The sequence below is a fragment of the Xanthomonas sp. 4461 genome (genome assembly GCF_024806475.1).
In the GTDB taxonomy this organism is placed as follows: domain Bacteria; phylum Pseudomonadota; class Gammaproteobacteria; order Xanthomonadales; family Xanthomonadaceae; genus Xanthomonas; species Xanthomonas arboricola_F.
In genome coordinates this window covers 563,479-582,836 of sequence record NZ_JANTYV010000001.1, presented here as the reverse complement: position 1 = coordinate 582,836, position 19,358 = coordinate 563,479, and the positions used below count along the sequence as shown (strand labels likewise).

The window sequence follows — 19,358 nt, the reverse complement described above, 5'->3', positions numbered from 1 at the left end:
CAGCCCGGTGCTGGCACGCAGCGCATGCCGCGAGTCGGCACCAGGGGCCTGGCGTGGTGACAGTCAGCGGCCTGCCGGCGCATGCCGTCCCGCTACTTGGCCGCCACGGCCACGGCGACGGCCGGCGGTGGATCAGGCGTCCTGCCGCAGCCACTCCAGCCGGGTCGAGGCGCCGGGTTCGCCCAGATGCTTCTTCAGCACCGGCAAGGCCGGCGCCAGCACCTGGTCGAACTGCCAGGGCGCGTTGACGATCAACAGCCCGCTGCCGGTCAGGCGCAGCGGCGAGTCGTCCGGGCGTACCTGCAGCTCGGCCACCAGCACCGACTTGGCCGGCAGCGTGGCGGCCTTGCGCATGAACGGCTGCAGACTGCGGCGCAGCTTGATCGGGTACCAGACCATGCAGATCGCCTGCGGCCAGCGCGCCAGTGCCTCGCGCACGCTGTGGATGATCTGCTGGTACTCGGCGTCCTGCGACTCGTAGGGCGGGTCGATCAGCACCAGCCCACGGCCGATCCTGGCGTCGCCGGCACGCGGCGGCAAAAACGCGCGGATGGCGGCATAGCCATCGCCGGCATGCACGCGCACGCGGCTGTCCTTGGCGAACAGGCCTTTGAGCGCCTGAGCCTCGTCCGGCTGCAATTCGCAGAACGCCATGCGGTCCTGTTCGCGCAGGGCCTGGGCGGCCAGCAGCGGCGAGCCGGGGTAATGATTGAGCTGGATGCCGGCCGTGGGGCGCGCCGGCTTCTGTCCGGGCGTGGCGGGGCGGGCAACGCTCTGGTTGTCGGCCTGCACGGCGCGCAGGTAGCGTTCGACCACCTCAGGCAAGGTGGATTCGGCCATCAGTCGCATCACGCCATCATCGGCCTCGTTGGTCTTGCGGCTTTCTTCGCCGCCGAGTTGGTAGCGGCCGCGCCCGGCGTGGGTGTCGAGCACGAAGAACGGCGTGTCCTTGCGCTTGAGGGTGTCGATCAGCGCCAGCAAGGCGATGTGCTTGAGCACGTCGGCATGGTTGCCGGCATGGAAGGCGTGGCGATAGTTCATCCGGGAAGTGTAGAGCGTGTGCGGCCCTTTGCGCTGCGCGCTGGTATGCGGCGTGGCGGGATGTGCCGGCGGCATGGCCGTGAGGGCGGCACGCCAGGATGGCGGCGCCGCCCCGGCCATCTGTCGCCAAGGCCTGGGAGCTTCTACGGCCTGGCCGCACGCGCGCTATTGGCCGCACCGGCATGCGGCTATGCTGCGCGCCATGTCCGACACTTCCGTCCGCGTGCTCGTCGTCGAAGACGAAGCCGCCATTGCCGATACCGTGCTCTACGCGTTGCGCAGCGAAGGCTATGCGGCCGAGCATTGCCTGCTGGGCCGCGAGGCACTGGCGCGGCTGCGTGCCGACCCGGCCGATCTGGTGGTGCTGGATGTCGGCCTGCCGGACATCAACGGCTTCGAGGTCTGCCGCACCCTGCGCAGTTTCAGCGAGGTGCCGGTGATCTTCCTGACCGCGCGCAACGACGAGATCGACCGCGTGCTCGGGCTGGAGCTGGGCGCGGACGACTACATGGCCAAACCGTTCTCCCCGCGCGAGCTGGTGGCGCGGGTGCGCGCACGCCTGCGCCGCCGCAGCGTGGCGGCAGTGGCCGAGCCGGGCTGGCAGCCGCATGGCGCGTTCGCGATCGACCGCGAAGGCAGCCGCATCCGCTATGGCGATGCCTTGTTGCCGCTGACCCGTTACGAATACGCGCTGTTGGCCGCGTTGCTGCAACGGCCCGGTGCGATCCTGAGCCGGGCGCAGTTGATGGATCGCGGCTGGGATGCCAGCGCCGACAGCGCCGATCGCACCGTCGATACCCATATCAAGACGCTGCGCGGCAAGCTGCGCCTGGCCGGCGTGCCGGCCGACCCGATCCGCACCCACCGTGGCCTTGGCTACGCACTGGAGCTGTAGGCGATGGGCCGGTCTGCGCATGCTGGGTTGAGCGGAGCGGCGCGCTGACATGCGGCTAGGTCTCAAGCTGTTTCTGGGGTTTTTCCTGATCGTGGGCCTGGCCGCGTTCTTCGTGATGCGGGTGTTCGTCAACGAGGTCAAACCGGGCGTGCGCCAGGCGATGGAATCCACGTTGGTGGATGCGGCCAACGTGCTGGCGGAAATGGCCAGCAGCGACCTGGCCGCAGGGCACATCGTCGACGGCCGTTTTGCGCGCAACCTGGCGCAGGCGCAGCAGCGCGAGCCCAAGGCCTGGGTGTGGCGCTTCCGCAAGAACCATGTGGATTACCGCGTCACCGTGACCGACGCGCGCGGCGTGGTGGTCTTCGACTCGCTGGGCCGCGACGTGGGCCGCGACAACTCGCGCTGGAACGATGTCTACCGCACCTTGCGTGGCGAATACGGCGCGCGTTCCAGCCCGGAACTCGATGGCGATCCGACCGCAACGGTGATGCATGTGGCTGCCCCGATCTACGCGCCCGACCAACCCGGCAAGTTGATCGGCGTGCTGACGCTCGCCCAGCCCAATCGGAGCATCGACCCGTTCATCGAGGCCAGCCAACGCAACATCCTGCAGCGCGGCGCCTGGTTGATCGGCATTTCCGCATTGATTGGCGTCCTGATGACGTGGTGGTTGATGCGCGGCATCGGCCGGCTCAACCGCTATGCGCAGGCCGTGAGCGCCGGCATCCCGGTGCCGCCGCCCAAACCGCGCGGCGATGAAATCGGCGACCTCGGTCAGGCGCTGGAAACCATGCGCCGCAAGCTGGAAGGCAAGGCCTACGTCGAGCATTACGTGCAGTCGCTGACGCATGAAATGAAAAGCCCGCTGGCGGCGATCCGTGGCGCATCGGAGCTGTTGACCGAACCGTTGCCGGAAGCCGATCGCCAGCATTTTGTTGCCAGCATTCGCGCGCAGGAACAACGGCTGACCGAAACCATCGACAAGCTGCTCGCGCTGGCCGAGGTGGAACAGCACGGCTGGCTGCAGACACGCGAGCGCATTGCCGTGGCCGGCGTGCTGCAGGCGGCGTCGGAGGCAGTGGCGCCGCGCGCCACCGCGGCGGGCGTGCAACTGCAGGTTGCCGCGCTGCCCGATTCGGACGGCGAGCAGTACGTATCCGGCGACGGGTTTCTACTGCGTCAGGCGTTGATCAATCTGCTGGAAAATGCAATTGCGTTTTCGCCCCAGGGCAGCAGCGTGCTGCTGCGTGCGCAGATGGACGCAGCGCAATGGCGGCTGTCGGTCGAAGACAGGGGCAGTGGTGTGCCCGATTACGCCATCGAACGCGTCTTCGAACGCTTTTACTCGCTGGCGCGCCCACAGACCGGGCAACGCAGTTCCGGGCTCGGCTTGCCCTTCGTGCGCGAGGTGGCACGCCTGCATGGCGGCGATGCGGCGCTGGGAAATCGCGCCGGTGGCGGTGCGATTGCGACCCTGCGCTTGCCGATCGACTAAGCGCAGCTGACACGACGCGAGCCTGGTCAGATGGGATGGCCAATGCGCAGGAGCCAGGAAGTGCACGTGCTACATGCTGATTGCACGCGCCGGCTGCGCAGTCGTCTTGGCAACGGCTGGTAGCGGCCTGGTCGAATTTCGTGCAGCAGTATCTCGCTGAGAGCAGCGGCCTCCCGGTGCGGAATGCGGCATGCACCAGCGCACATGCCGTATCCGTATCAGCCGCGCATCACAGCGCGCATCCGCAACGGGCTAATGCACCACGTCGGCACCGATGACGTCCTTGGCAACCACCGACCAGGACAGCTTGCCAAACCCCTTGTTGCCCCACTCGGTGCCCCAGCTGTTCTCCACGATCAGCCCATCGCTGTCGTAACCCAGTGCAATCACCGCATGCCCGCCCAGGATCGGCGTCTTGATGTCGTAGTCGACCTGGTTGCTGGGTGTGAGGTCCTCGAAACCCTGCCGGACATAGAAGCCGATGGCGACCGGCGTGGACGCGGCCAGTGCAAGTTTGATCTGCTCGATCAGCGGTCGCCCGCCATTGCCATCGCCTGCATACAGCACGGTGTATTTGCGATAAGGCGTGGGGTTCCTGGCCGCGTTGGCGCGGTCGGCGGCGGTGGGCGGGTTCTTCCAGTTGTAGTTGCCCCACGAATAATGCTGTTCGGTGTCGATACCTTGCGCCAGTGCGACATCCAGTGGAGCTTCCAGCGTGGAGCCTTCATCGACACCGCCGTTGACCTGGCTGTAGAGATACATCGGCGCAAAGCGGGTTTGCGCCTGTTTGCTGGCGTTGGCATACCAACCGGTCAGGGTGTGCGCGGTGGCCCATGATGCGCAGGATCCCACCTGGCCTTGATCGCCCGGTGCGATCGCCCAGGCAGTCAGGTCCACCGAGGCGGGAAGGGGGTGGGCCGCACTCGCGGATCCGAACAACGGGGTGACCGGCTGCATCAACGCCGATGGTTTCAAACCCATTCCGTGCATTGCCGCCTGCGCCGCAGCGGAGGACAAACTCAGGGCGGCGAGCACGCAAAGCACAAGTGAACGTTGCTTGTTCATGGAAGGCAGACTCCAGATTAAAAGAGGGATGCAGTCGCGCGCACGTTTGAAACCACTGCCGGCAAGCTGGCACGCGGGTGGAATGGCACCAATGCGGTGCACGCAAAGGACGAGGAAGAACGACACAATCGGAAAGCCGTGAGCCAGACAACTCAGAACACGATTGGATGGCTTTGAAGTGCGCAACTGCGTGCCCATCCTTGCGCCTGGGGCGAACGGGCGCGGCGGTGATGCGAAGTGTCATCGGTGAAACGGAAGCGTACGGCGGGCCTGCGTTGCAGTTTTAGGGCTGGAAACCCGGATTTCCCGTGTGCGTCGCAGTGTCGGCCGCCACCCGTGCAGAGGTGGCACTTCACATTCGCTTCAAATTGACCTCAAACCCCCGACACCGGCGCCTTGCACCCTGGCCACCTCCCAGAACGAGGATGGCCGATGAAATCCCTGAAACTGTTGTTGCGGTTCGCCACCATCGGCGGGCTGATCCTGTTGTTGCTGATTCCCTTGTTGCTGATTCGCGGCACCGTGCAGGATCGCGCGCAATACCGCGACCAGGCGGTGGAGCGGGTGGCGCAGAGCAAGGCCGGCGAGCAGCAGTTCATCGCGCCGGTGCGGGTGCTGCCGTACACCGAAGATGTGCAGGTGACCGAGCCGGACGAGGAAGGCAAGCCACACAAGGTCTGGCGCAAGCGCGATGGACAACTGCTGCAGACCCCGCGCACGCTCAACCTGAGTGGCGAGCTGACCCCGTCCGAGCGCAAGATCGGCCTGTTCCGCGTGCAGGTGTATTCCTGGAAGGCCAAGCTCAAGGCCGAATTCGACCCGTTCGAGTATCCGGCCGTGGCCGGGCGCAGCTATGGTCAGCCGCATCTGGCCGTGGGCATTTCGGATGTGCGCGGCCTGGTCGGCACGCCAACGCTGCGGGTGGACGGCCGCACGCTTGCGCTGGAAAGCGGCGCTGGCGGCCTGGCATCGCGCTCGGCCGGCATTCACGCCGATCTGCAGCCCTTGGGCGATCCGCTGGCCGGCAAGCTGGTCGATGGCAATACGCTGGACATGGCATTCGTGCTGGATGGCACGCGCAGCCTGGCCATCGCGCCGATTGGCGACAACAACGAGATCGCCTTGCGCTCGGCCTGGCCGCACCCGCTGTTCGGTGGGCGCTTCCTGCCGAATGCGCCGACCATCGGCGAGCTTGGTTTCGATGCGAGCTGGTCGTTGTCCTCGCTGGCGACCGGTGCGCAAACGCAGCTGCAGTCGTCGCAGTCGTCGCTGGATACGCTGGAAGTGCGTCTGGTCGACCCGGTGGATGTGTATACCCAGGCCGATCGCGCCAGCAAGTACGGCATCCTGTTCGTCGTGCTGACCTTCGTGGCGTTCGTGCTGTTCGAACTGATCAAGCGCTTGCCGATCCATCCGTTGCAATACCTGCTGGTCGGCCTGGCGCTGGCGATCTTCTTCCTGCTGCTGCTGAGCCTTTCCGAGCACATCGCGTTCTGGCAGGCGTATCTGGTGTCGGCGGCGGCGTGCATCGGCCTGCAGTTCTTCTACCTGTCCGGTGTGTTGCGGAGCTGGGTGCGCGCTGCCGGGTTCTCGGTGATGCTGACGGCGTTGTATGGCGTGCTCTATAGCCTGCTGGTCTCCGAAGACAACGCGTTGCTGATGGGCTCGCTGCTGCTGTTCGGCATCCTGGCCAGCATCATGTGGGTGACGCGCAAGGTCGACTGGTACGAGCTTGGCAACAGCCTGCGCTGAGGTCGGCATGCGCGCACATGCACAGGTGTACCGGCGGGCGCAGCGTCTGTTGCCCGCCGGAATCGACACGGTGGCGCTGCTTCCCGCAGCGCCACTGCCGCAATGGGAATGCTCGCCGCTGTCGGCATTGCCGCTGGCGCGCGAGGGCCGCCGTGGTGTGATCGGCCTGCGCCTGCATGCGCGCACTGCGCAGGCATTGCGCGTGGATGGGTGTGGGTTTTTGCAGGCGGCGCGGCGGCAGGCGCCTTCAGCGGACGCAGCGGTTCGTGGCTACGGGCCGTGGCAGCGCTTGAGCAACGGCAGTTACTGGGCGCGCAGCGTCGATGCGCTGCTCGGGGTGCTGGTGGCCCAGGAAGACGCGGCGGTGTGGCTGATGTGGCAGCAGCCCGACAACGCCACCCAAGACCACGGCGGCTGGCTGCGTTGAGCCGTGGCAGCGCAGCAGCGCGACGCGGCCTGGCTTACCATGGCCGCATGACCGGCACCTCCCTGATGGTTGAGACAGTCCACGGCAACGCGGTGTTGCCGTATCTGGATGCGGTGGCGCAGCTGCGCATCGCGGTGTTCCGCGCATGGCCATACCTGTACGACGGCGATGCCGGCTACGAGCGCGATTATCTGGCCGCCTATGCCGCCTCGCCCGACAGCGTCTTCGTGCTGGCGCGCGATGGCGAGGCTGTCATCGGCGCCTCCACCGGCCTGCCGCTGCTCGACGACAGCGAGGCCTTCCATGCGCCGTTTCGCGCCTGCGGCATCGACCCGGCCAGCGTGTTCTATTTTGGCGAGTCGGTGTTGTTGCCGGCGTATCGCGGGCAGGGTATCGGCCACGCCTTCTTCGACCGTCGCGAGGCGCATGCCCGCGCATTGGGCCGCTTTGCGCGCACCGCGTTCTGTTCGGTGGAGCGCACAGCGGACGACCCGCGCAAGCCTGCCGACTATCGGCCCAACGATGCGTTCTGGCGCAAGCGCGGCTACGCGCCGCAGCCGGGCATGCAGGTGCGGCTGGAGTGGGCGGAGTTGCAACACGGGCAGATCGACCACAGCTTGAGTGTGTGGACGCGTGCGCTGAACCCTTGAGCGTGGCGTAGCCGATCATGGTGGTGTGCACCATTGCCTCACTCCAGCGCCGTTAGAGGAATCTTGCCGATGAATGCTCCCCTCACCGTTGCCGTTGCCAGATATCCGATCGGCAAACCCGCGGATTTTGCCGCCTTCGCGGCGCGCATGTCGGCCCTGATCGGCGAGGCCGCGGTTGCCGGCGCGCGGGTGGCGGTGCTGCCGGAATATCTGTCGCTGGAGCTGGCGGCCAGCTTCGGCACGCAGGTGTCGGCCGGCCTGCCGGAGTCGCTGGCGGCCATCCAGACGCTGCGCGCTGCCTGGTTGGAGCTGTTTGCCGGCCTGGCGCGGCAGCACCGCTTGCATGTGATTGCCGGCAGTTTTCTGCTGGATCTGGGTCAGGGGCGCTACCGCAATCGCAGTGACTGGTTCACGCCCGATGGCGGCCACGGTTGGCAGGACAAGCTGCAACTGACCGGCTTCGAAAAGGCGACCGGGCTGATCGAGCCGGGCGATGCGTTGAAGGTATTCGACCTGGATGGGGTACGTGCGGCGATTGCGATCTGCTACGACAGCGAATTTCCGTTGCCGGTACGTGCCCAGTACGAAGCCGGCGCGCGCCTGTTGATCGTGCCCAGCTGCACCGACACTGCCGCCGGCGCCACTCGGGTGCGGGTCGGGTGTCTGGCGCGGGCATTGGAAAACCGCATGTTCGTCGCGCAATCGGTCACCGCCGGCGAAGCGCCCTGGAGCCCGGCGCTGGACGTCAACACCGGCGAGGCGGCGGTGTTTGCGCCGATGGATGTGGGATTCTCCGCCGACGGCGTACTGGCGCAAACCGACGCCGACGCCGTCTGGGGATATGCCGCGCTGGACTTCGATGCGTTCGAGGCCAGCCGCGCGCACGCGCAGGTGGCCAACGACCGCGACTGGCCCGGCCAGTTGGCGCCGCAAGTGGCGCGTGCCAAGCTGGCCGTGTTCGATTGACCAAGCACGATTGATTGCGACCTGCAGTGTGCGCAGGCGCGGCGGCTGCAGACGCGACGGGGGCCTGGCCCCTGCCGCCGTCGGCCGCGACCGCGCAGCCATCTGCACGGGTATTCAATCGCCCAGCCTTGCAATACCACCCACCAGGTTCCCATGCCCAAGAAAACCCTGATTCCGCACAGCGTCCGGCTGGAGTTCGCACCCGGCGCGCTGGTGCACAGCAATCTGTCCGGCGCGGCGTTCACCGACGACTGGCTGTGGGTGGCTGGCGACGAAGCCTGCGCGGTGGATCGCCTGCGCAAGCTGCAGCCCGGCCAGCGCGAGACGCTGCGCTTCGGGCAGGGCCAGAGCTTCCCGCTGGCCGAGCTGCTGGATCTTCCGGGCGAGGCCGCCGAGGAGGCCGACCTGGAAGGCATGGGCCTGTCGGACGGCTATCTGTGGGTGATCGGCTCGCATGGTTTGAAGCGCAAGAACGCCAAGCCCGGCCGCGATGACGCCGACAACGCCAAGCGCCTGACCAAACTCAAGCTCGACGCCAACCGCCGTCTGCTGGCCTGCCTGCCGATCGAGCGCGATGCCGACGGCACTCCGCGTCTGGTGCGCGAAGCGGCCGACGGCCGCCGCGCGCTGCGGCTCAAGGGCGACGCCAAGCACAACCAGCTCACCGAGCTGCTGGCCGACGACGCGCATTTCGGCCCGTTCCTGAAGATTCCCGGCAAGGACAACGGCTTCGATATCGAAGGCATCGTGGCCGACGGCAAGCGCCTGCTGCTGGGCCTGCGCGGACCGGTGCTGCGTGGCTGGTCGGCGCTGCTGGAAATCCAGGTGGAGGCGCATGGCGACCATCTGCGCCTGGCGCCGCTGGACGAGGACGGCACACTGCTGCGCAAACACTTTTTGCAACTGGGCGGGCTGGGTATCCGCGATCTGCATTATTCCGGCGACGATCTGTACCTGCTGGCCGGCCCCACGATGGTGTTGAACGGCGAGATCCGCCTGTTCAAGTGGCCGGATGCACGCACCGTGCTGGCTGCCAACCGCGAGGCGGTGCGCTTTCAGCATGCACTGCTGGAATCGGCGGTGCTGCCGCATGGCACCGACAGCGACCGCGCCGAGGCCATCTGCAATCTGCCGCCGCAGCTGGCCGGCAAGGTCCCCAGCTGGCTGGTGTTGTACGACGCGCCCGGCCCGGTGCGCAGCGATGGCGAATGCGTGGTGTACGGCGACCTGTTGCGCAATCGCTAAGCCATGCCGACGCGCCGGCTGCAGCCTCCGTGGTGCAGCCGGCGGGTGGATCTGCAACCGCCCTGGTCGCAGCGCAGATGCGCGCGGCTGAAGGCGCTGCGCGGCAGGGTGCGGGCGTGCCGGCAGCGCCGGCCAGGGTCCCGCAGGGCCGATGCGCCCCCGACATCACTGCCGTAGCGTCCGGCCGGGCAGGGCCACGCTGCGCAAGGTAAAATCGGCGCACTCCCGTTTCGCCGAGCGTTCCATGACCTGCCGCACCCGCTTTGCTCCCAGCCCCACCGGTTACCTGCACATCGGCGGCGCCCGCACCGCCCTGTATTGCTGGCTGGAGGCGCGCCACCGCGGCGGGCAGTTCGTGCTGCGCATCGAAGACACCGACCGCGAACGCAGCACCCAGGCGGCCATCGACGCCATCCTGGAGGCGATGGACTGGCTGGGTCTGGGCTATGACGAAGGCCCGATCTACCAGACCCAGCGCATCGCCCGTTACCAGGAGGTGGCCGAGCAATTGCTGGCACAGGGCAAGGCCTATTACGCCTACGAAACCCGCGAAGAGCTCGACGCCATGCGTGAGGCCGCGATGGCCAGGCAGGAAAAGCCGCGCTACAACGGCGCCGCGCGCGAGCAGCAGCTGCCGTATCGGGACGACCCGAACCGGGTGATCCGCTTCAAGAATCCGCTCGGCGGCACGGTGGTGTTCGACGACCTGATCAAGGGCCGCATCGAGATCGCCAACAGCGAGCTCGACGACATGGTGATCTTCCGCCCGGATGGCTTTCCCACCTACAACTTCGCGGTGGTGGTGGACGATTGGGACATGGGCATCACCGAGGTGATCCGCGGCGACGACCACATCAACAACACCCCGCGCCAGATCAACATCTATGAAGCGCTGGGCGCGCCGGTGCCCAAGTTCGCGCACATGCCGATGATCCTGGACGAGCAGGGCGCCAAGCTGTCCAAGCGCACCGGCGCGGCGGACGTGATGCAGTACAAGGACGCCGGTTATCTGCCGCATGCGCTGATCAACTACCTGGCCCGTCTGGGCTGGTCGCATGGCGACCAGGAGTTGTTCACCCGGCAGGAGCTGCTGGACCTGTTCGACGTCACCGACGTCAATTCCAAGGCGGCGCGCCTGGATATGGCCAAGCTCGGCTGGGTCAACCAGCATTATCTGAAGACCGACGACCCGGCCAGCATCGCGCCGCAGCTGGAATATCAGCTCGCCAAGCTCGGCCTGGACATCGCCGCCGGCCCTGCCGCGGCCGATGTGGTGGTGGCGCTGCGCGAGCGCGTGCAGACCCTGAAGGAAATGGCCGAAAAGGCCGTGGTCTGGTACCAGCCGCTGGAAACGTACGACGAAGCGGCGGTGATCAAGCACCTGAAACTGGGTGCGGAAGTGCCGTTGGGCAAGGCGCGCGAGATGCTGGCTGCGCTGAGCGAGTGGAGTGTGGAGAGCGTGTCGGCCGCTCTGCACGCCGCCGCCGAGGCGCTGGAACTGGGCATGGGCAAGGTCGCCCAGCCGCTGCGTGTGGCCATCACCGGCACCCAGGTCAGCCCGGACATTTCGCAGACGGTGTACCTGGCCGGTCGCGAGGGTGCCTTGAAACGCATCGATGCGGCACTCATCAAGATAGGAGCGGCCTGACGCCGGAGCCTGTATGACCAAGCACACGCACACCCGAACGCACGACCAGGAACACGCCTGCACGGCCCCGCATCACCACGTCGACGATGCCAACAGCTTCGTGCGCGCGGTGGAGCGCGCCTGCAGCGAACGCGGCCTGCGGTTGACGCCGATCCGCGCCAACGTGCTGCGGCTGATCGCCGATGCCGGCAAACCGGTGAAGGCCTACGAATTGCTGGACTGGGTGCGCGAAGGCAAGGGCGTGGGCGCAGATGCCCCGCCCACGGTGTACCGCGCGCTGGACTTCCTGATGGCGAATGGCTTTGTGCACAAGCTCGAGTCGGTCAATGCCTTCGTCGCCTGCCACCACCCCAACAGCGCCCAGCACTCGGTGCCGTTCCTGATCTGCGACCGCTGCCATAGCGCGGTGGAGCTGGAAGACCGCGACGTGGTGGCGCAACTGGAAGCGCGCGCCAAGGCGCTGGGCTTCCAGCCGCAGGCGCAGACGCTGGAAGTGCACGGCCTGTGCGCCAAGTGCGCGGTGGCCGACTAATCGCGCGCGGGCGGCAGTCACTGCCCGGCACGGTGATCGTTGTCGCGGGCAGACGTTGCCTGGTTCTGCCCCGGCAATGCGGGCAGATGGCGGGCGACTCCGGGCACGGCATGCAGGCAGCGCGCGTTCGCGTCCCGGAAAGAACATGCGCCTGGCACGGCGAGGGATGCTCGGGCAGTAGCTTTCCTTGCAACCCTGAGGCCTTGCGGCCTCAGGGTTGCGCTGTGGTGTCTGGACTCGTTCGCACCTGTTCCCAGTCCAGGCCGAAGCGCGCCAGATACTTGCGCAGGCGATCGGCGTCATTGGTGCTGGCGCGCTGTCCGCGCGAGACCGCGAACAGCTCGCGGCCAGCCTGCGATAGCGACTTGCTGCGCGCACACAGGCGCACCACGTCTTCCAGTTGCACGCGATCGAAGCGATCCAGCTGTTCCACGCCATCGCCCAGCAAGGCCTCCAGCGGCGACGTCGCGTGGGCGCCCTTCCACTGCTGGCGCAGGCGGATGATTTCTTCTTCCACCAGTTCGCTTTGGATACGGCCGGCATTGGCCAGTGTCGCCAGGCGCATGACCGAGGCGCTGAGGTCGCGAAAGTTGCCGTTCCAGCGCGCCTCTGTGCTGGTCGCAAAGGCCAGGTAGCGCGCACGCGCCTCGCGGTTGAAGGCGACCCGCTGATGTTGTTCGCGCGACCACCGCTCCAGTTCGAAATCGATGTTCGGCTCGATGTCCTCCATGCGCTCGGCCAGTCCAGGCAAGCGGTAGGTCCACAGATTAAGGCGTGCCAGCAGGTCGTCGCGGAAGCGCCCTTGCAGTACCTGCTGCTGCAGGTCGCGGTTGGTCCCGGCGATCAGTTGAAACTCGCTGTCCACCTCCTTGTCGCTGCCGACCGGCAAAAAGCGCTTCTCCTCCAGGGCGCGCAACAGCATGGCCTGTTCGTCGAGCCCGAGTTCGCCGATTTCGTCCAGGAACAGCAGCCCCTGGTGGGCGGATCGCAACAGTCCGGGGCGATCGCTGATCGCCCCGGTATAGGCGCCCTTGGTGTGGCCGAACAGGGTGCTCATGGCGCCGTCGCCGCGCAGCGTGGCGCAGTTCACCTCCACGAAGCGTCCGCCCAGCTGGTGCTTGAGTTTTTTCAGCTCGAACACGCGCTTGGCCAGCTGGCTCTTGCCGGCGCCAGTGGGTCCCATCAGCAGCATCGGCGCCCTGGAGCGCGTGGCCACCGTCTCGATTTGCTCGATCATCCGGTTGAACGCGGGGTTGCGCGTGGCGATGCCGTTTTTGAGCAGGGCGCGGTCCTGCATCTGCTGTTGCGCGAAACGCTGCGCAATGCGGTCGTAGCGGGAGAGGTCTAGATCGATCACCGCATAGCTGCCCGCCTCGCCGCTGCCTTGCTTGCGAGGCGGTGAGGTCTGCAGCAGCCGGCCGGGGAAGTGCCGGCTCTCGGTCAGCAGGAAGCAGCAAATCTGGCTGACGTGGCTGCCGGTGGTGATGTGCAGGTAGTAGTCCTCTTCTTCCGGCGCAAACGTATAGCTGGCGAAGAAGTCGTGCAGGGTGGCGTAAACGCCCTCGAAGTCCCAAGGGTCGGCCAGGTAGGTGTCGTGCTGCTGCACCTGGGTGTCTGGCGACACCTGGGCAAGATCGTTGCGGACGACACTCGCCAATCTTGCATGGCGGCGTGCATCGGCGAGCAGTTCGATGCGGCCGACCAGAAAGTCGTCATGCATGCCCAGCGACACCGTGGGGCGCCATTTTTCCCAGCGGCCCGGCCCGGTGCCGGCATCCAGCTGCACGCCGAGCATGCCGAAAATGACCTTGGTCCTATCCATATCTATCCAGATAAAAAGCGCGCCTGAAGTATACGAAAAACCGAAAATACGCTGTAGGGCCGTGCCATCAAAATAAAAATAATCTTTTATGAAACAGTGGCTTATGAACTAGTAACCAAAGTTGGCACGCGCATTGCTCTACAGGGTTCATCACCCACTGCGGGCAGTTCCCGCCAGGAGCCTGACATGGCCAATCTTCAACTCTTCTCCTCGCTGCGGGGCGCGTTGCTGACCAAGGCGACTGCGCGAAACGAGGCCGGCGGTTGCGCTTACGAGCGCACGCCGCGTGGTGCGCTGGCGTTGTATGCGGCTACCGGCTGCTTCAACGGCACCTACTATGCGAGCGCCGACGCGCAGTTGCAGCAGGTGCTGACCTTGTGCGAACAGGTTCCGCCGGCATTCGTTGCGCAGACCGCGATCTATGCCCGTCAGGTAGCGCACATGAAGGACATGCCGGCATTGTTGCTGGCGACGTTGACCACCCGCGACGCTGAGGTCTTTGCCCGTGCGTTTCCCCGCGTTGTCGACAACGGCCGGCTATTGCGCAACTTCGTGCAGATCGTGCGCAGTGGCCAGGTCGGGCGCAAGTCGCTGGGTTCGCTGCCCAAGCGCATGGTGCGGCAGTGGTTGCAGCAGGCGTCGGTGGCCACCATCGTGCAGGCGGCGATCGGGCAGCAGCCGTCGCTGGCAGACGTGATCCGCATGGTGCACCCGAAGCCGGCCGATGCCGAGCGCGAGGCCCTGTATGCGTGGGTCATCGGCAAGCCCTACCAGGAAACCGCATTGCCGGCCGTGCTGCAGGCGTACGAGGCGTTCAAGCGTGCACCGGGCGAGACGTTGCCGGATCTGCCGTTCCAGTACTACACGGCATTGCCGTTAACCCGGGCGCACTGGGCGCTGCTGGCGGAGCGGGTGTCGTGGCAGACGTTGCGGATGAACCTCAACACGTTTGCGCGTCATGGTGTGTTTGCCGATGCGGCAATGGTGGCCAAGCTGGCTGCGCGTCTGCGTGATCCGGAGCAGATCCAGCGTGCCCGCGTGTTTCCTTATCAATTGCAGATGGCCTATACCGCGGCTAGCGGCTTGCCCCCGCAGATCGGTGGGGCATTGCAGGACGCGATGGAGATCGCGACCCGGCAGGTGCCGGTGCTGGAGGGCAAGGTGGTGGTGGCGGTCGATGTCTCAGGATCGATGGCATCGCCGGTCACCGGCTACCGCAAGGGGGCGACCACCAGCGTGCGTTGCGTGGATGTGGCGGCGTTGATTGCCGCGTGCATGCAGCGTACGAACCCGCAAGCCGCGGTGCTGCCATTCGATACGCAGGTGCGTTCGCTGCGGCTGAATCCACGCGACAGCGTGCTCGCCCAGGCGCAGCAGTTGGCGGCGCAATGCGGGGGCGGCACCAGCATCAGTGCGCCGCTGGCGCACTTGAATGCGATGCGGGCCCAGGTGGATGTGCTGGTGATGGTGTCGGATAACGAGAGCTGGCGCGATACCCGCAGTGGTGCAGCAACGGCAACCATGCAGGAATGGACGCGGTTGAAGGCGCGTTGTCCGCAGGCCCGCATGGTGTGCATCGACCTGCAGCCGGTCGCGACCAGCCAGACGCTGGAGCGCGACGACATCCTGCATGTCGGCGGTTTCAGCGATGCGGTGTTCGACCTGATCGCGACGTTCGCAGCGCAGGGTGCAGGTGCGACGCGCTGGGTCGAGCGGATCGGCTCGATCGAGCTGTGAGCACACGGACGTGTGCAGACCCGGCGGGCAATGGGGCCCGCCGGGTGGTGGCAGAAATGCCATGTGGCGATTAAGCGGTAGCGACTGACCTGGCAGCAGTGTCATGGTCTGGTTGCCACCTACAGGTTTCACCGTCGGCGGTCACGAATGCCGATGAAACTACAGCCTCTTACGCTCCAGGTCGCGGGTTCGAGTCCCGCCCACCCTGTGTGGGGTGGTAGCTCAGCTGGTTAGAGCAGGATGTTTCATCTCCGTTGTCGTGGTCGCCGTCGGTCTTGTTGTCTGCGTTGTCGTGCGAATGCAAGTGAAACTCCATGGTCGCGGGTTCGAATCCCGCCCGTCATGACGGTAGCTCAGTGGTAGAGCGTGCGTTTCATTGATCTTGTCGCAGGCAGCGTGGCTTGGTTTTGCGGTGAATGCCGGTGGAACTACATCGATCCCCTTCATTGGGTTGGGTTCAAATCCCGACTGCGTTGCTGCGGCTCCGGCCGCCGCCACGCAGAGCATTCCATCACTTTTGTCACCGCGCTTTTTTCCGTCATCGCCGCTTATGACGCGTGCGCATCGGCCTTCGGTCCGTTGCCTCGCTGCTGGGTTTGCTGGCGGGCTCCAGCGCCTGCCTCGGGTGGGCGATGGTCTTGCGTCAAAGCATTCTGCGGCTCGCCCGCGGGATGCCGTTCTTTGCGGTGAATGCGGTAGGAACTACATCGGTGTCCCTTCAATGGGTGGGTTCAAATCCCAGTGCAATGCGGCGGCTGTCGCACTGCAGTCTGTTCCGCCACTTTGTCACCGCGCCTTTTCATTGTTTTGTTGCAAGGAGTCTTTCAATGAGCGACCTACACTACGATGTGATTGCCCAGCCGGGTGCGGCCCCCATCAAGCTGTGGACGCGCGGCGTTCCGCTCGAGGACGAAGCGCGCCAGCAGTTGCAGAACATCGCCAAGCTGCCTTTCATCCACCGCTGGATCGCGGTCATGCCCGACGTGCATTTGGGCAAGGGAGCCACGGTGGGGTCGGTGGTGCCGACCATCGGCGCGATCGTGCCTGCCGCAGTCGGCGTGGATATCGGGTGCGGCATGATCGCCGCGCGCACCACGTTGGTGGCCAGCGACCTGCCGGACAACCTGGCCGCGATCCGCAGCGCGATCGAGCGCGCGGTGCCGCACGGGCGCACGCCGGGTGTGCGCGACAAGGGGGCATGGCAGACCCCGCCGGGGCATGCGATCGATGGCTGGTCGCAGCTGGCGAGCGATTTTGCGTTGATCTGCGAGCGCCATCCGCGGTTGCACAAGACCAATAACCTGCAGCACCTGGGAACGCTGGGAACCGGCAACCATTTTGTCGAGGTCTGCCTGGATGAGGCGCAGCGCGTATGGTTCATGCTGCACTCCGGATCGCGCGGCGTCGGCAATGCGATCGGCAACCATTTCATCCAGCTGGCCAAGAACGAGATGCGTCGCTGGATGATCAACCTGCCGGACCAGGACCTGGCCTACCTGCCGGAAGGCAGCGAGCACTATGCCGACTACGTGTTTGCAGTGGACTGGGCGCAACGCTATGCGCGGATCAATCGGGAAATCATGATGCGTCACGTGGTGGCGGCGGTGCGCACGGTCATCGCCAAGCCGTTCGAGGCGCAGGCGGAGGCGGTGAACTGTCACCACAACTACGTCAGCCGCGAGCACCACTTCGGCAAGGACGTGTTCGTGACGCGCAAGGGTGCGGTGAGTGCCCGCAAGGGCGAGCTGGGCATCATTCCCGGCAGCATGGGCGCCAAGAGTTTCATCGTGCGCGGACTCGGCAATGTCGACAGCTTCCATAGCTGCAGCCATGGTGCTGGACGGGTCATGAGCCGCACCGAGGCCAAGCGGCGCATCAGCCTCGACGACCACATCAAGGCCACGGCGCATGTGGAATGCCGCAAGGATCAGGACGTGGTGGACGAGTCGCCCGCGGCGTACAAGCCGATCGAAGCGGTGATGCATGCACAGCGCGACCTGGTGGAAATCGTGCATACGCTTCGGCAGGTGGTATGCGTCAAGGGATAGGCCTGCGCATTGGTTGCCGCAGCGCTAGCGATGCGTTGCGTCGACGCTGCGGCATCGGACACCGCTGCAGCGCAGGTGCAACCAGCGGGCGCCGCCTGGGCATTGGATCCAACTACACTGCGCCGGCAAGGCATTGACAGCCCCGATCTGGGCATCGGGGCGTTTATTTGAATGGATGTGCGTCATGGACATGATTGAAATCGATGGAGCGGCAGGCGGTGGACAGTTGTTGCGCACCGCATTGACGTTGAGCCTGTGCACCGGGACCGGCTTTGTCATGCACAACATCCGCGGAGCGCGTTCACGCCCGGGTTTGATGCGTCAGCACCTGACGGCCGTCAATGCGGCGGCGGCGATTGGGCAGGCGCGTACGCATGGTGCGCAGATCGGTGCGACGGCGTTGCGGTTCGAGCCGGGCCAGGTGTTGCCGGGGACATATCGCTTCGCGACCGGAAGTGCGGGCTCTGCCACCTTGGTGTTGCAGACTGTGCTGCCTGCGCTTTGGCAGGCGGCGGCACCTTCGAGCCTGACGTTCGAAGGCGGGACGCACAATCCGTTGGCGCCGAGTGCCGATTTCATCGCCGACTGCTATCTGCCTGCCTTGCAGCGGATGGGCGTGCGCGTGTCGGCGGTACTGGAGCGGCATGGCTTTTATCCGGCCGGCGGCGGAGTGCTGCAGGTGGCGGTGGAGCCTTGTGCGCAGCTCCAGCATGTCGTGTTCGATGCACGCGGGACGTTGGAGTCGATCGAGGCGACGATCCTGATCTCCGGGTTGTCGACCAAGATCGGGCATCGCGAGTTACGCGTGTTGGCTGCACGTCTGGGCGTGGACCCCAGCCCGCGCCATGTGGAGAGCGTGCGTCCTGCGTTGGGGCCGGGCAACGTCGCGCTTGTGCATGTGCGCCATGCAGCGCATGTCGAGACCTTTGCCGGCTACGGCGAGCGCGGTGTGGCCGCCGAGCAGGTGGGCGAGCGCCTTGCCGATCAGGTGCAGCGGTATCTCGATGCTGGCGCCTGCGTTGGCGAGTATCTGTCGGACCAGTTGTTGCTGCCGATGGCGCTGGCCGGCGGTGGCGGGTTCACCACCGATGCCATCAGTGAGCATCTGGCGAGCAACGCCCGGCTGATCGAGAAGTTCCTGCCGGTGGAGATCACCTGGCTGCCGATGGCAGACGGCCAGTGGCGCGTGTCTGTTGATCGCTGAGGTGAGGCAGGCGTTGCGTTGGCGGCAGCGCCTGCGCCCGGCGAGGGTCAGCTGAGAGCCAATGCCATGCACAGAGGCATTGCCGCATCGGGCGACGACCTATGACCAGCGTACGCATTGCGGGAGTGCGCTTTGGTGCCATGCCTGCCCGATGCGTCAGCCCGGTGCCGACTCGAGCGTATACGCCGCCAGGAACATCTTGACCGCGCGCTGCGCGGCGCCGCGCAGGTAATCAGGCGAGGGGTCTTTCAGTGCGCCGAACAGGCAGGGCATCAGCGTTTCCGACTCCAGCAGCGCACCCAGCTGCCTGGATGCAAGCAGCGGGTCGCCGCGCCGCATCAATCCCGCTTCCATCTGTTGCTGCAGGTAGTCGGCCATGCGTTGCATGCCTTCTTCGGGGCCTGCGTTGAAGAACAATGCCCCCACGTCCGATCGCCCCGACACCCCAATGATGGTCTGCCAGATCGTGATCGATGTCGGCGCGCACAGAAAGGCCAGGATGTCTTCGCCAAAGCGCTGCAAGGTCTGTGCGACGGAGCCGCGGCTCTGTGCCAGCGCGTCAAGCATCGGGTCGATGTAGCTGTCGGACATGTCGCTGGCGAAAGCGATGAACAGTTCTTCCTTGGACGGGAAATAGCCGTAGAGCGTGCGCTTGGAGCCGCCGACCCGGGTGGCGATCTGCGACATCGAGGCGCCTTCGAAGCCCAGTTCGAGGAACACCTCGCTGGCCGCCTGGACGATGGCGTCGCGTTTTTCTTCGGTTCTGACCCGCATCAACTCACTCCACTTTTGAAGTTTAAGTATACCGACTGGGCAGAAATGCTTGAC

16 protein-coding genes are annotated in these 19,358 nt (G+C 65.8%); 12 read left to right on the top strand and 4 right to left on the bottom strand.

Annotated elements, in window-relative coordinates; translation table 11 throughout:
• Positions 1–132: 132 nt before the first annotated feature.
• Entirely contained in the window at positions 133–1,041 is a 909-nt protein-coding gene (rlmJ, locus tag FHY19_RS02360) for a 23S rRNA (adenine(2030)-N(6))-methyltransferase RlmJ (RefSeq protein ID WP_259151568.1), read from the bottom strand.
• Positions 1,042–1,231: 190 nt separating this feature from the next.
• Here rlmJ and creB point away from each other — a divergent pair, with 190 nt between their 5' ends.
• Together creB and creC are read left to right on the top strand one after the other, a co-directional pair.
• Positions 1,232–1,936: a two-component system response regulator CreB gene (gene creB, locus FHY19_RS02355; protein ID WP_259151567.1), complete on the top strand. Its 705-nt coding sequence runs from the start codon at positions 1,232–1,234 to the stop codon at positions 1,934–1,936.
• 49 nt (positions 1,937–1,985) lie between these two features.
• The gene (creC, locus tag FHY19_RS02350) at positions 1,986–3,434 is read left to right on the top strand and encodes a two-component system sensor histidine kinase CreC (protein ID WP_259161231.1); all 1,449 of its coding nucleotides are present in this window, start codon (positions 1,986–1,988) and stop codon (positions 3,432–3,434) included.
• 252 nt (positions 3,435–3,686) lie between these two features.
• Here the strand turns inward: creC and FHY19_RS02345 are convergent, their stop codons facing one another.
• Entirely contained in the window at positions 3,687–4,499 is an 813-nt protein-coding gene (locus tag FHY19_RS02345) for a C1 family peptidase (RefSeq protein ID WP_259161223.1), read from the bottom strand.
• Between the two features lie 432 nt (positions 4,500–4,931).
• Between FHY19_RS02345 and creD the strand changes: the two genes are divergently transcribed.
• The 7 genes from creD (at position 4,932) to FHY19_RS02310 (ending at position 11,719) form a co-directional block, all read left to right on the top strand.
• Entirely contained in the window at positions 4,932–6,251 is a 1,320-nt protein-coding gene (gene creD / locus FHY19_RS02340; RefSeq protein WP_259161222.1) for a cell envelope integrity protein CreD, read from the top strand.
• A gap of 7 nt (positions 6,252–6,258) precedes the next feature.
• Entirely contained in the window at positions 6,259–6,678 is a 420-nt protein-coding gene (locus FHY19_RS02335; protein ID WP_259161217.1) for a hypothetical protein, read from the top strand.
• A 47-nt stretch (positions 6,679–6,725) separates the two neighbouring features.
• Positions 6,726–7,328 carry a GNAT family N-acetyltransferase gene (locus tag FHY19_RS02330; RefSeq protein WP_259151559.1) on the top strand — a complete coding sequence of 201 codons (603 nt, stop codon included), beginning with the start codon at positions 6,726–6,728 and terminating at the stop codon, positions 7,326–7,328.
• A 69-nt stretch (positions 7,329–7,397) separates the two neighbouring features.
• Positions 7,398–8,294 (top strand): carbon-nitrogen hydrolase family protein, encoded by an 897-nt coding sequence (locus FHY19_RS02325; RefSeq protein WP_259161216.1) that lies wholly within the window; start codon positions 7,398–7,400, stop codon positions 8,292–8,294.
• Between the two features lie 153 nt (positions 8,295–8,447).
• Positions 8,448–9,539 carry a DUF3616 domain-containing protein gene (locus FHY19_RS02320; RefSeq protein ID WP_259161215.1) on the top strand — a complete coding sequence of 364 codons (1,092 nt, stop codon included), beginning with the start codon at positions 8,448–8,450 and terminating at the stop codon, positions 9,537–9,539.
• Between the two features lie 244 nt (positions 9,540–9,783).
• Complete coding sequence (gltX, locus tag FHY19_RS02315) at positions 9,784–11,187, top strand: glutamate--tRNA ligase (RefSeq protein ID WP_259161213.1); 1,404 nt, start codon at positions 9,784–9,786, stop codon at positions 11,185–11,187.
• Positions 11,188–11,200: 13 nt separating this feature from the next.
• Positions 11,201–11,719 carry a transcriptional repressor gene (locus FHY19_RS02310; RefSeq protein WP_259151553.1) on the top strand — a complete coding sequence of 173 codons (519 nt, stop codon included), beginning with the start codon at positions 11,201–11,203 and terminating at the stop codon, positions 11,717–11,719.
• Between the two features lie 211 nt (positions 11,720–11,930).
• On the opposite strand, the gene rtcR is transcribed toward FHY19_RS02310, so the two are convergent.
• Positions 11,931–13,541, bottom strand: a complete 1,611-nt coding sequence (gene rtcR, locus FHY19_RS02305; protein WP_259161204.1) for an RNA repair transcriptional activator RtcR — start codon at positions 13,539–13,541, stop codon at positions 11,931–11,933.
• 186 nt (positions 13,542–13,727) lie between these two features.
• Here rtcR and FHY19_RS02300 point away from each other — a divergent pair, with 186 nt between their 5' ends.
• From FHY19_RS02300 to rtcA, 3 genes are all read left to right on the top strand, one after another.
• Positions 13,728–15,278, top strand: coding sequence for a VWA domain-containing protein (locus tag FHY19_RS02300; protein WP_259161199.1), 1,551 nt, complete (start codon positions 13,728–13,730; stop codon positions 15,276–15,278).
• Positions 15,279–16,105: 827 nt separating this feature from the next.
• Positions 16,106–17,326: an RtcB family protein gene (locus tag FHY19_RS02295; protein WP_259161193.1), complete on the top strand. Its 1,221-nt coding sequence runs from the start codon at positions 16,106–16,108 to the stop codon at positions 17,324–17,326.
• Between the two features lie 184 nt (positions 17,327–17,510).
• A complete protein-coding gene (gene rtcA / locus FHY19_RS02290) occupies positions 17,511–18,530 on the top strand; it encodes an RNA 3'-terminal phosphate cyclase (RefSeq protein WP_259161186.1) in 1,020 nt (339 codons plus the stop codon).
• A 156-nt stretch (positions 18,531–18,686) separates the two neighbouring features.
• On the opposite strand, the gene FHY19_RS02285 is transcribed toward rtcA, so the two are convergent.
• A complete protein-coding gene (locus FHY19_RS02285; RefSeq protein ID WP_259151537.1) occupies positions 18,687–19,304 on the bottom strand; it encodes a TetR/AcrR family transcriptional regulator in 618 nt (205 codons plus the stop codon).
• Between the last annotated feature and the right edge of the window lie 54 nt (positions 19,305–19,358).